Genomic DNA, 10,944 nt, shown 5'->3' on the forward strand with positions numbered 1-10,944 from the left:
ATGTCCGGGTGTTCCACCGGGGTGGGTGGGCGCGCGGCTGCTCCGGCTGCGGGCCGGGTCGGCCGGTTCCGGGCCGGTGGTTGGGGCGCCTGGAACACGGCGACTCCACCGTGCCCGGTGTTGCTGAGCAGCGCGGCGTCGTACTCGGTCTCCTCGGCGGGGTCCGACGGGAGGTAGTCGGAGGACTGCGTACCGTTACCGTTGCCGTCGGTCGGCCGTCCTGCCGGGTACGGAGAACCCGGCGTGGCGGAGCGGGTCATGCCTCCGCCTCGCCCGGACCCACAGCCCGCACCGCAATCCGTCCACTCCACTCGTTCATGCCGTCACCTCGCCGCGTTCGGTCATGTCAACCGCTCCCGGATCCGGATGCGGGTCGCGACCAGTCGTGGGTCGCGCTGCTCTGTCGCCGGTTCGCGGGTGCGCCGCCAGTCGGTCAGCGCCGTCCGGATGACCATCCGGGCCGGGCGATCGGGGTCGACGTACCGGAAGATGAATGAGGTGGAGACGATCGCGAGGGCGATCTCCCAGGCGGGGATCAGTTCGACCCTGAGCGTGAACAGCCAGTGGATGAACATGTAGAGCAGCACCAGCAACATGAAGAGCCCGTACTGCGTGTATGGCAGGTGTACGGGCAGGGTGTAGCCGGGCGGCCCCAGGTAGACCAGGCGGGCCCGATAGATGTCGTCGTCGGTGCGCAGCCGCATCTCGTGCTCCGCGGTCTACTCGAAGATCAGGTTGATCAGGTTCTCGCCAACGAGGAACAGCGTGGCCGCCCCGGCGATGAAAGCCAGGCCGATCAGCGCGATAGCCGAACTGGTCAGTACCTTCGAGACCTCGCCCTTGCTGGCCCGGCCGATGAAGATCACGCCGAGTACGGCGAGCAGGATGGGCGCGACGTTGGTGGCGAAGAACTTGACGACGCCATCAGTGTCGATGTTGCCCTTCGGAGCCGGCTCGGCCAGCGGGATGAGCGAGAGAGTATGGAGCGCGTGCGTGGCAGCCGGCCATGCCGTCTCCACCAGCTCCGTGGCGAACATCGGAATCCTCCCCGGTGCGGCGGCCCGCGCCCCGCACTGCTGTCAAGCCCGGTAAACCAGGCCGGTCGTGGGGTGTTGATCGACCCTGCGTCTTGCAGTCACCGCGTACGGTGATGGTTTGTGGGCGTCTTTGTCCTAATTCGGCCCATCTCTTAAGTTCTGGTATCTGGCTGATGCGAGCGTACGGCGCGTGCCTGTTTCGAACAAGCGGGGTGGAGTGCCACCAATCGCTCCCGGTGCGTAGTGAGCCGAGGGACCGCGTCCGGCCGGGTGGTCCCGGCCGGACCAGGGCCGGTAGGTAACGTTTGGCCGTGACCGAGTTCGTCCAGGACCCCGCCAGGCCCGGCGGCGGATCCACGGCAGACGGCGACCTGCTCCGCCGGCCCGGGCCGGTGGTGATGGGCGTCCTCAACGTCACGCCCGACTCCTTCTCCGACGGCGGCCGGTACGCCGATCTCGACGCGGCGGTGCGGCACGGCGTACAGATGCACCGCGACGGCGCCCACCTGATCGACGTGGGCGGCGAGTCGACCCGGCCCGGAGCCGACCGGGTGGACGCGGAGACCGAGACGGCCCGGATACTGCCGGTCATCCGGGAACTCGCCGCCCGGGGCGTGCCGATGAGCGTCGACACGTACCGGGCCGGTGTCGCGGCCACCGCCCTGGCGGCCGGCGCCACGGTCGTCAACGACGTCTCCGGCGGGCTCGCCGATCCGGACATGGCCAAGGTGGTCGCCGAGGCGGGCTGCCCGTGGGTCCTGATGCACTGGCGGGGGCATGCCAAACGGATGCAGGAACTGGCCCGGTACACCGACGTCGTCGCGGACGTGAAGGCCGAACTGGCCCAGCGGGTCGCGGACGCCCTCGCCGGCGGGGTCGCCGCCGACCGCATCGTGATCGACCCGGGACTCGGGTTCGCCAAGCGGGCCGGGGACAACTGGCAACTCACCGCCCGCTTTCCGGAACTGCTCAGCCTCGGCTACCCGGTGCTCTTCGCGGCCAGCCGCAAGTCGTACCTCGGCGCGTTGCTCGCCGAGCCGGACGGCACCCCCCGGCCGACCGGCGAGCGGACCGCCGCGACGGTCGCCACCAGCGTGCTCGCGGTCGCGGCCGGCGCCTTCGGGGTACGGGTGCACGACGTACGGGAGACCGTGGACGCACTAGCGGTATGGGCCGCCAGCGGACGGCCCCGGCTGGTGACCGGGGAGGCGGCCGGATGACCGGCTCCGCTGCCGCCCCGACGCCCGGCCCGACCGGCGACCGGATCGTCCTGACCGGACTGCGGGCGCACGGCCGGCACGGCGTATACGACTTCGAGCGGGCACAGGGTCAGGACTTCGTCGTCGACGTGGTGCTGGAACTGGATCTCCGCCCGGCGGCCCGCTCCGACGACGTCGCCGACACCGTCCACTACGGCGAACTCGCCGGCCGGCTGGTCGACATCGTGACCGGCGAGCCGGTGAACCTGATCGAGACGCTGGCCGATCGACTGGCCGGCGCGTGCCTGGCCGATCCGCGGGTCGGGGCGGCCACGGTCACCGTGCACAAGCCACAGGCGCCGATTCCGCACGACTTCGCCGACGTGGCGGTCACGCTGACCAGGCGGAGGTGAGCGATGACCCGGGCCGTGCTCTCGCTGGGCAGCAATCTCGGTGACCGGTTCGCACACCTGCGGACGGCGGTGTCGGAGCTGCGGGACGTACTCCTGGTGGTGTCCGGGGTCTACGAGACGCCGCCGTGGGGCGACCCGGACCAGCCGGCGTACCTCAACGCGGTGCTGCTGGTCGGGGACACCGATGTCGGCCCGCGCGGCTGGCTCGACCGGGCCCGGGCCGTCGAGGCCGTCGCCGGCCGGGTCCGGGATCCCGGGCGACGGTTCGGTCCGCGCAGCCTCGACGTCGACGTCGTGGCGGTGTGGACCGACGACGGCGAGCCGGTGGTCAGCGACGATCCCGAGCTGACCCTGCCGCATCCCCGGGCCCACCTGCGGGCCTTCGTGCTGCGGCCGTGGATCGACATCCAGCCGTACGGGCGGCTGCCCGGTCACGGCTGGCTGACCGACCTGATGTCCGCCGAGCCGGCCGCGAGCGACGTGTTGGACCTGCGCCCCCAACCGGATCTGCGGTTAGAGTCGGACTGACCGACGAAGCGTAGGGGGACCGGTTGAGCAACCGGATCGAGGAGGCGGTCGAAGTGACTGACCGGCGGAGGCGCGGCGACGACGAGCGGAGCGGGGAGGGGTCGTGACCGACCGGCGACCTCCGACCCGTGGGTCCGCACCCGAGCAGGGACGGATGGGCCCGACGAGGCCGGCCACCCTGGTGGTGGCCGGGTTGGCCTCGGCGGCCGTGGCCTGGCTACTGGTCAGCAGCTTCTACAGCCGCATCCCGCCATTGCCGTGGTTACCCATCGTGACCTTGCTGGGACTCGCGGTGTTGGAGGGGTACGCGGCGGCGAACACCCGGGCCCGGATCGCACGCAGGCCGGGCCGGGATCCGGTGGACCCGCTCGCGGTCGCCCGGTTCGTCGTACTGGCCAAGGCGTCGGCGCTGGCCGGTTCCATCTTCGCCGGTTTCTACGCGGGACTGGACGCCTGGCTGCTCATCGAGCGGACCAGGGCCGCCGCGAACGACGTACCGGCAGCCAGTGCCGGCCTCGCCGCCTCGCTCGCCCTGGTCGGCGCCGCGCTCTGGCTCGAGCGGTCCTGCCGGGTGCCGGACCTCCCGGACCGGGACCCGGACGAGGACGACCGGAGCCGGCGCGACGACCTCTGAGGAGCCCGCCGAGCCCGCATCGACAAACACCGGGGGTGACGACCGGGCGTGGACGCGGGTACGGTGCCTCCGACCGGGCCAGATCCAGCCGCCGCGCCGGATCGGCCCCTACGTTCGACCGCTCCGGTCCCGGAGGCCGCCCCGGGTCCGGGCCTGCTCCGCGGGGACGACATCAGGAGGCGCGCGAGATGGCGTACGACGATTCGATCTATCGGCGACGCGAGACCGGGAGCATGGATCCGGTCGGTGCCGGTGCACGGGAGGATCCCCGGTACGGCGGTGTCGACCCCGGATACGACGACACCGACTCCCGGATGTCCTCCGGTCAGGTCACGGGCCGGTTCATGGGTGGTGAACCGGCGCAGCCGGCCACCCAGTACGAGCCCGACGAGCCGGTACGCCGACGGACCGTCCCGCCGACGGCGCTGGAGAACGTCTTCGACGATCCGGCACACGGCGAGCCCGGGCGGGACCGGATGGTCGTGCACCTGCTCTGGGAACTGGTGCTGCTGGTCGTGGTGGCCGCACTGGCCTTTCTGTGCAATCGGGACTACCCGGACCTGCTCCGTGGCGCGCGACTGGAGAGCCTGCTGGTCTTCGGTACGGCGGTCGGACTGCTCACCCTCGCCGCCGCGCTGACCCTGCGGGCCGGCGCGCCCAACCTCGCCCTCGGGCCGGTCGCGGTGGCCGCCGCGCTGCACTTCGCGGAGAACTCCGACCGCGGAGTGGTCGCGGCGATGCTGCCGGCGACCGTGGCCGCCGTGCTGCTCGGACTGGTGGTGTCCCTGCTGGTGGCGGGCTTCCACGTGCCGGCCTGGGCGGCGACCCTCGCCGCCGGGCTGGCGGCCGTCGTCTTCATCCAACAGCGGACCGCACCGGTCGACGTGCAGGGCGAGTACGACCCGACCCAGCACGCGACCTACCTCTTCGGCGGGTTCGCGGCGGTGGCCGTACTCGCCGGGCTGTTCGGCACCCTCAAGACCGTACGTCGCACCGTCGGCCGGTTCCGGCCGGTCGGCGATCCGGCGCTGCGCCGGGGTGCCGCGGCCGGTGTTCTCGTCACGCTCAGCACGGTGATCTCGATGATCCTCGCGGTCGGGGCCGGCCTGCTGCTCGCCGCCGGCTCCAGCGGACCGGTGGCGCCGACGACCGGGATCGAGTGGACCGGTCTGGCCATGGGTGCCGCGTTGATCGGTGGCGCCAGCGCCTTCGGCCGACGGGGTGGGATCGCGGGTGGCCTGCTCGCGGCCACCGGCCTCACCCTGTTCATCCACTACGCCGACGAACGGAATCTCGACATCGCGCCGACCGCCGTGGCCGCCGTCGTGGTGGCGCTCGGCCTGCTGGTGACGCGCCTGGTCGAGACGTACGGACGGCCCCGTCCGGTCGTCGGCCGGACGCAGGAGTGGGAGGACGAGCCGGCTCCGATGAGCACGACGAGCTGGGAGGCGGCCCGGACCCAGCCACCGGAGCCGTGGACCTCTTCGCTGCCGACGCAGCCGACCGACGACCGGGCCGACCGGTGGGGCGGCGACCGGTGGGGCGGCTCGGACCGCTGACCTTCCGGCCGGCCGGAACCAGGGCGGTCCGGGCCGTTAGGCTCGGCGTTATGACCGAATCTGGTGCCGAGTCCCGTGCCACCCCCAGCTTCGCCGAGCTGGACGCGTTGTCCACCGAGGAACTGCGTGAGCGGGCGTTCACTCTGGCTCGGGAACGGCGCGACATCGGCTTCTTCTGGTCGGTGATCCGGCATCTGCCGAATGCCGACGAGGCGGCGGCGCTGGACGGCTCGCCCAACTCCGCCGGACCGACCGTGGACGAGGCGGTCGCACTCTGGCGTGAGTTCACCGGCCACGGGTACGAGGAGACCGCGCCGCTGCTCCGGGCCGCCTTCATCGACTACCTGCAGAAGCACTGACGTCTACCTCCAGAAGCACTGGCGTCGTCCCGCGACGGTGACCTCCCCGGATTAATTGCGCTATTCGCGCGCCGATGAAGCAATGGATGAATTGGTGCGCATTCCTGGATAACGGTCACGAGGTTTCGAGAGCGGATTCAACTGGGAAACAACGTCGCCATGGCTCTCACCAATCGCTACAGAACGGCCACGAGTGCGGGTACCCTCGCCGCGCTCGTACTGGTCCTGGTCTTCGGCAGCCCCTGGTACGCCGACTGGGCCCGGGACGAAACCGACCCGAACACGGCGGGCGGCTGGTTCCTCCGGCTGCTCGCCTGGCCGGCATGGCGCTTCGACTCGGACGACACGATTCAGAACCTCATCGCCGCCGATCTCAAGGCCATCCTGGTGGTGGTGCTCACCTGGGTCTTCCTGTTCCTGCTGCCCGGATCACAACTGGCCAGGGCGAGGGGCACCCTCAGCCAGTTCTTCGCGGGCTGGTCGGCGTACGTCTTCGCCGGTGCCTTCGCGGCGCTGTTCGCCACCCTGATCGGCAGCAATCCCACGCTGCTGGGCGCGTTCCAGGCCGCCGGCAGCGGTGCCGCGTACGGCTTCTTCGTCGGCTGGATCATCGGTATCGCCACCCTTGGTGGCCGGCGCGGACGGTAGGTGTGACTATCCGCCGATCGGGTCGGCCGGATAGTCGATGCTGAGAATCCGGTGCCGGCTCAACAGTCCGATCGGCTCGCCGCCCTCCGCCGTCACCCGGGCGTCGTCGGAGTTGGTGGTGAGCAGCACCGCCAGCGCGTCGTAGAGCGACGAGCCGATCGGCACGGTCGGCATCCCGGCGGGAGTGTCGCCACCGGGCGGCAGCGGTTGCAGCAGGTCCGGTGTGATCGGAGTGACCGCGAGACGCCGGATCGCCCGGTCCGCGCCGACGAACTCCCGGACGAACGCGGAGGCGGGCTCGCCGAGCAGGGTGGCCGGGCTGGCGTACTGCTCCAGCCTGCCACCCTGGGAGAGCACGACGATCCGGTCACCGAGTCGGACCGCCTCGTCGAGGTCGTGGGTGACCAGCACGATCGTCTTGCGTACCTCCGCCTGCAACCGCAGGAACTCCTCCTGGAGCCGCGCACGGGCGATCGGGTCGACCGCGGAGAACGGCTCGTCCATCAGCAGTACGACCGGATCGGCCGCCAGCGCCCGGGCCACCCCGACCCGCTGCCGCTGGCCGCCGGAGAGTTCGTGCGGATAGCGCGGGCCGAACGTGGCCGGGTCGAGACCGACCAGGTCGAGCAGTTCCCCGGCCCGGGACTGGATCCGGGAGCGGGACCAGCCGAGCAACCGGGGTACGGTGCCGACGTTCGCCGAGATGGTCTGGTGCGGAAAGAGGCCGACGTTCTGGATCACGTAGCCGATCCGCCGCCGGAGTTGGACCGGATCGGCTCGGGTGACGTCCTCGTCGCCGAGCAGGATCCGCCCGGAGGTCGGCTCTATCAGTCGGTTGATCATGCGGAGCACGGTCGACTTGCCGCATCCGGACGGGCCGATCAGCACGACCAACTCGCCGGCCTTCACCTCCAGACTCAGGTCGCCGACCGCGACGGTCCCGTCGGGATACTGCTTGCGTACCTGGTCAAGAGTGATCGCGGCGGCACCCACGGCACTGGTGGGCCCGGCGGAGTCGCTCTCCGGGGTAACGTCCACGTATGTCCTTCCGCGTGATCGACCGGGCTGACCCGGGTAATCCGTGGTTCTCCTGGGATTATGTGCAGAGCAACTCGGACACGATCCTCGCCGCGCTGCGGGAGCACGCCTGGCTCACCGCCCAGGCCGTGCTGATCGCCGCCCTGGTCGCGATCCCACTCGCCGTTCTGGCGTACTGGTTCCGGTCCCTCACCGGCCCGATTCTCGCACTCTCGGGCGTGCTCTATACGATCCCGTCGCTGGCGCTCTTCGCCTTCGCGGCTCCGTACCTCGGTACCGGCACCGCGACCGTGCTGCTCGGGCTGGTCCTGTACGCCCTGCTGCTGATCATCAGGAACTCGCTCGCCGGGCTCAACCAGGTACCGGCGGAGGTTCGGGATGCGGCCCAGGGGATGGGGTACGGCAGGTTCGCCCGACTGCTTCGGATCGACCTGCCGCTGGCGCTGCCCGGGATCTTCACCGGCCTGCGCCTGGCCACCGTCTCCACGGTGGCGCTGGTGACCGTCGGCGTGCTGGTCGGGCACGGCGGTCTCGGCCAGCTCATCCTCGGCGGATTCCGCAACAACTTCTTCAAGGCCGAGATCATGACCGGGACCATCCTCTGCGTGGTGCTGGCCCTGGTCCTGGATCTGATCCTGGCCGGGCTGGGCCGGCTGCTCACCCCGTGGGCCCGACGGCGAGGAGCGGCCGGATGAACCCGATCGACCAGGCTGTCACCTGGATCAACGATCCGCTGAACTGGACCAATCCCGGCGGCATCCTCGACCGGTTGGTCGAGCATCTGGGCATCTCCGCGGCGGCGGTCGCGCTGGGCTGCCTGGTCGCCTGGCCGCTCGGGCTCTGGCTCGGGCACACCGGCCGGGGCGGCGGAGCCGTCGTACTGGTCTCGAACCTCACCCTGGCCATCCCGACCATCGCCCTGCTGACCATCCTGCCGCTCACCGCCCTCGGATTCGGCAAGCCTCCGGTGATCATCGCGTTGGCGGTCTTCGCGGTACCACCGCTGCTCGCCAACGCCTACACGGGGATCCGGCAGGTCGATCCGGAGGTGCGGGACGCCGCGCGTGGGATGGGACTCTCCGGTGGGCAGCTGCTGCGCCGGGTGGAGCTTCCGCTCGCGGTGCCGTACCTCGCCGCCGGGTTCCGTACCGCTGCGGTGCAGGTGGTGGCCACCGCCGCGCTCGCCTCGTTCGTGAACGGCGGTGGGCTGGGGCAGATCATCAGCGCCGGGTTCGGGTTGGGCATCTCGGCCGGCGGCGGTCAGATCCTGGCCGGCGGGCTGCTCGTCGCCCTGCTCGCCCTGGTGGTCGAGGTGATCTTCGCCGGCCTCGAGCGGATCGTGACACCCCGGCCGTTGCGCCGGACCCGGCGCCGCGTCGCCCGGCAGGCCGATCAGCGGGCCGCAGCGGCGATCACCGGCTCCTGAGCCTCCGCCGGCCTCGGATCGGGCCTCCGCAGGCCTCGGATCGGCGGGCTGCGGCGGCGGTCACCGGCCTCGGATCGGCGGGCTGCGGCGGCGGTCGCCGGCGTCGGATCGGCGGAAAGGTGACCCGGAGTAGGCGGGCGTGCGCGCCTCGTGCCCTTTTGCGTGACGATACGGTGACGAAGGTCCCCTCGGATTGTCGCCCCGGACGAGAAGATGTTTTGTGGGAGGTCGCGGGCGGCCGTCATGGTGCGTCGCCCGTCGGACACGCGGCCGGCCCAGCGGGGTCGCGCCGGGACACAGGAGGCGGGCGTTTCATGCGCACACGTACACGTCTGGCAATCGGCGCCACCGGCGCCATCGTGGCCGGTTTCCTGGCCGGCTGCGGCGGCGCCGGCTCATCCGGCACCCAGGCCCCGGCGACCGGCGCACAGGGCGCCGGCTGCGCGCCGGTGGCCGGGTCGCGCCTGGTCGTCCTCGAGGACGACAAGAAGCTCCAGAACACCGACAACATCATTCCGGCCATCAACAGCAAGGCGGCCCAGCCCCAGTTGGTCGCCGCGCTTGACAAGGTTTCGGACAGTCTCGACACGACGAAGCTGATCGGGCTGAACAAGGCCGTCGACGTGGACCGGAAGACGCCGAAGGTGGCCGCCGAGGAGTTCGCCTCCGCGAACAACCTGACCGCCGGGATTCCGACCGGCGGCACCGGCTCGATCACCGTCGGCGCCGCGAACTTCAGCGAGAACCAGACCCTCGGCGAGCTGTACCGGATCGCCCTCACCGCAGCCGGCTACCAGGTCAAGGTCCAGCAGATCGGCAACCGCGAGCTGTACGAGCCGGCGCTGGAGAAGGGCGAGATCCAGGTCGTTCCGGAGTACGCCGCGACGATGGCGGACTTCCTGAACGACAAGGTCAACAAGTCGGGTACGGCGACCCCGCCGCCGATCTCCTCGCCCGACCTCGACAAGACGGTGACCGGGCTGAAGGCAGCAGGCGAGAAGGTGGGTATCAGCTTCGGTAAGCCGTCCGCCGCTCAGGACCAGAACGCGTTCGCGGTCACCAAGGAGTTCGCCGACAAGCACGCCGTGCGTACGCTGAGCGAACTGGCCGAGAAGTGCTCCGGGTCGGCGACCGTGCTCGGCGGCCCGCCGGAGTGCCCGCAGCGGCCCAAGTGCCAGGCCGGGTTGATCCAGGTCTACAACCTCAACGCCGGTCGGTTCAGCTCGCTCGACGCCGGTGGCCCGCAGACGAAGTCGGCCCTGACCTCCGGTGCGATCAGCGTTGGCCTGGTGTTCTCCTCGGACGGCGCGCTCGCCGCGGGCTGACCTTCCCGATCGGCCCGAGGAAGCCGGATCGGCTTCCGGTGGCCGGACGATCATCGAACAGCGCGGCCGGTGTCACCCTTGGTGGCGCCGGCCGCGCTCGGATTAGCGGCGTCGGCATTTCGGTGGCCGACAACTGTGGGTAGGCTCGACTGCCATGTCAGCTCGCGAGGCCCCCGAGGAGTCACGCAGTAAGCCGCTGCTGACCGTACTGTTCTGGGTCGGCGTCGGATTGGCGCCGCTGGCCGCGCTGTTGCTCCTGCTGGGACAGGGGAACGGACCACTGCGGATCGCCGCCGTGCTAGCCGTACTGGCGGTGGTGCTCATCGGATTGTCGATCACACTGCGGGGCAATGCCGAGGGCATCCAGTTGGATCTGGAGGAGACGCTCCTCGAGGAAATCGACGAGTTGCGCGGCGAACTCCGTACCGACATCGCGACGGCGGCCCGGGCCACCCACAAGGCCTTCGGCGAGAAGCTGGAGTTGGTGCAGGGCAACGTCGAGGCGCTGCGCGGCCAGCTCGACGCGGTACGGGCCAGCGTCGACTCTCCCCGGGCCGTGGCTGCCGCGCCGACCGCGCCCCCCGCGAGTTCGGCGGTAGCGGGTGCGGCGGTAGCGGGTGCGGCGGTAGCGGGTGCGGCGGTAGCGGGTGCGGCGGTTGGCGGTGCGGCGGTTGGCGCCACCGGGGCGGCCGGCCGGGGCCAGCACGAGGCCCCCGGGCAGGCCGGCTGGGCACCGAAGGAGGCGCCCTCGGCTGGCTGGGCTCCGGCCGCAGCGGCC

Annotated in this window: 14 protein-coding genes and 1 pseudogene; 11 read left to right on the forward strand and 4 right to left on the reverse strand. The window is 71.0% G+C overall.

The features are described 5' to 3' along the window. From I0C86_RS38070 to I0C86_RS38080, 3 genes are all read right to left on the reverse strand, one after another. Positions 1 to 260: hypothetical protein (locus tag I0C86_RS38070; protein WP_196206166.1), on the reverse strand; the 260-nt coding region annotated here is incomplete at its 3' end. Positions 261 to 341: 81 nt separating this feature from the next. Further along, positions 342 to 704, reverse strand: a complete 363-nt coding sequence (locus tag I0C86_RS38075) for a hypothetical protein (RefSeq protein ID WP_196206167.1) — start codon at positions 702 to 704, stop codon at positions 342 to 344. 15 nt (positions 705 to 719) lie between these two features. Then, positions 720 to 1,037 carry a hypothetical protein gene (locus I0C86_RS38080; RefSeq protein ID WP_196206168.1) on the reverse strand — a complete coding sequence of 106 codons (318 nt, stop codon included), beginning with the start codon at positions 1,035 to 1,037 and terminating at the stop codon, positions 720 to 722. A 398-nt stretch (positions 1,038 to 1,435) separates the two neighbouring features. On the opposite strand from I0C86_RS38080, the gene folP reads away from it, so the two are divergent. From folP to I0C86_RS38115, 7 genes are all read left to right on the forward strand, one after another. Continuing rightward, the gene (folP, locus tag I0C86_RS38085; protein ID WP_196206182.1) at positions 1,436 to 2,257 is read left to right on the forward strand and encodes a dihydropteroate synthase; all 822 of its coding nucleotides are present in this window, start codon (positions 1,436 to 1,438) and stop codon (positions 2,255 to 2,257) included. Then, positions 2,254 to 2,649 carry a dihydroneopterin aldolase gene (folB, locus tag I0C86_RS38090; protein WP_196206169.1) on the forward strand — a complete coding sequence of 132 codons (396 nt, stop codon included), beginning with the start codon at positions 2,254 to 2,256 and terminating at the stop codon, positions 2,647 to 2,649. Before folP ends, folB begins: the two co-directional genes overlap by 4 nt. A 3-nt stretch (positions 2,650 to 2,652) precedes the next feature. Beyond that, a complete protein-coding gene (folK, locus tag I0C86_RS38095) occupies positions 2,653 to 3,177 on the forward strand; it encodes a 2-amino-4-hydroxy-6-hydroxymethyldihydropteridine diphosphokinase (RefSeq protein WP_196206170.1) in 525 nt (174 codons plus the stop codon). A 154-nt stretch (positions 3,178 to 3,331) separates the two neighbouring features. Then, positions 3,332 to 3,811 (forward strand): DUF3180 domain-containing protein, encoded by a 480-nt coding sequence (locus I0C86_RS38100; RefSeq protein WP_196206171.1) that lies wholly within the window; start codon positions 3,332 to 3,334, stop codon positions 3,809 to 3,811. Between the two features lie 188 nt (positions 3,812 to 3,999). Next, on the forward strand, positions 4,000 to 5,370 hold the full coding sequence (locus I0C86_RS38105) for an ABC transporter permease (RefSeq protein ID WP_196206172.1): 1,371 nt from the start codon (positions 4,000 to 4,002) through the stop codon (positions 5,368 to 5,370). A 50-nt stretch (positions 5,371 to 5,420) separates the two neighbouring features. Beyond that, positions 5,421 to 5,729, forward strand: a complete 309-nt coding sequence (locus I0C86_RS38110) for a hypothetical protein (protein ID WP_196206173.1) — start codon at positions 5,421 to 5,423, stop codon at positions 5,727 to 5,729. Positions 5,730 to 5,888: 159 nt separating this feature from the next. Then, entirely contained in the window at positions 5,889 to 6,377 is a 489-nt protein-coding gene (locus I0C86_RS38115; RefSeq protein WP_196206175.1) for a hypothetical protein, read from the forward strand. 6 nt (positions 6,378 to 6,383) lie between these two features. On the opposite strand, the gene I0C86_RS38120 is transcribed toward I0C86_RS38115, so the two are convergent. Continuing rightward, entirely contained in the window at positions 6,384 to 7,415 is a 1,032-nt protein-coding gene (locus tag I0C86_RS38120; protein WP_196206177.1) for an ABC transporter ATP-binding protein, read from the reverse strand. Positions 7,416 to 7,417: 2 nt separating this feature from the next. Here I0C86_RS38120 and I0C86_RS38125 point away from each other — a divergent pair, with 2 nt between their 5' ends. The 4 genes and pseudogenes from I0C86_RS38125 to I0C86_RS38140 all read left to right on the forward strand — a co-directional run. Beyond that, a complete protein-coding gene (locus I0C86_RS38125; RefSeq protein WP_196206178.1) occupies positions 7,418 to 8,110 on the forward strand; it encodes an ABC transporter permease in 693 nt (230 codons plus the stop codon). Beyond that, the gene (locus I0C86_RS38130; protein WP_196206180.1) at positions 8,107 to 8,841 is read left to right on the forward strand and encodes an ABC transporter permease; all 735 of its coding nucleotides are present in this window, start codon (positions 8,107 to 8,109) and stop codon (positions 8,839 to 8,841) included. The genes I0C86_RS38125 and I0C86_RS38130 overlap by 4 nt, the downstream gene beginning before the upstream one ends. 314 nt (positions 8,842 to 9,155) lie before the next feature. Next, positions 9,156 to 10,166 carry a glycine betaine ABC transporter substrate-binding protein gene (locus tag I0C86_RS38135; RefSeq protein WP_196206181.1) on the forward strand — a complete coding sequence of 337 codons (1,011 nt, stop codon included), beginning with the start codon at positions 9,156 to 9,158 and terminating at the stop codon, positions 10,164 to 10,166. Between the two features lie 154 nt (positions 10,167 to 10,320). Then, a pseudogene (locus I0C86_RS38140) lies at positions 10,321 to 10,944 on the forward strand (hypothetical protein); the annotation flags it as partial.

This window comes from Plantactinospora alkalitolerans, from assembly GCF_015690345.1.
GTDB classification, from domain to species: Bacteria; Actinomycetota; Actinomycetes; order Mycobacteriales; family Micromonosporaceae; genus Plantactinospora; species Plantactinospora alkalitolerans.

Bases quoted from the DNA above. Each gene is read 5' to 3' on its own strand.
- I0C86_RS38075 (WP_196206167.1), bottom strand. From the start codon at position 704: ATGCGGCTGCGCACCGACGACGACATCTATCGGGCCCGCCTGGTCTAC.
- I0C86_RS38080 (WP_196206168.1), bottom strand. From the start codon at position 1,037: ATGTTCGCCACGGAGCTGGTGGAGACGGCATGGCCGGCTGCCACGCAC.
- folP (WP_196206182.1), top strand. From the start codon at position 1,436: ATGGGCGTCCTCAACGTCACGCCCGACTCCTTCTCCGACGGCGGCCGG.
- folB (WP_196206169.1), top strand. From the start codon at position 2,254: ATGACCGGCTCCGCTGCCGCCCCGACGCCCGGCCCGACCGGCGACCGG.
- folK (WP_196206170.1), top strand. From the start codon at position 2,653: ATGACCCGGGCCGTGCTCTCGCTGGGCAGCAATCTCGGTGACCGGTTC.
- I0C86_RS38100 (WP_196206171.1), top strand. From the start codon at position 3,332: ATGGGCCCGACGAGGCCGGCCACCCTGGTGGTGGCCGGGTTGGCCTCG.
- I0C86_RS38105 (WP_196206172.1), top strand. From the start codon at position 4,000: ATGGCGTACGACGATTCGATCTATCGGCGACGCGAGACCGGGAGCATG.
- I0C86_RS38110 (WP_196206173.1), top strand. From the start codon at position 5,421: ATGACCGAATCTGGTGCCGAGTCCCGTGCCACCCCCAGCTTCGCCGAG.
- I0C86_RS38115 (WP_196206175.1), top strand. From the start codon at position 5,889: ATGGCTCTCACCAATCGCTACAGAACGGCCACGAGTGCGGGTACCCTC.
- I0C86_RS38125 (WP_196206178.1), top strand. From the start codon at position 7,418: ATGTCCTTCCGCGTGATCGACCGGGCTGACCCGGGTAATCCGTGGTTC.
- I0C86_RS38130 (WP_196206180.1), top strand. From the start codon at position 8,107: ATGAACCCGATCGACCAGGCTGTCACCTGGATCAACGATCCGCTGAAC.
- I0C86_RS38135 (WP_196206181.1), top strand. From the start codon at position 9,156: ATGCGCACACGTACACGTCTGGCAATCGGCGCCACCGGCGCCATCGTG.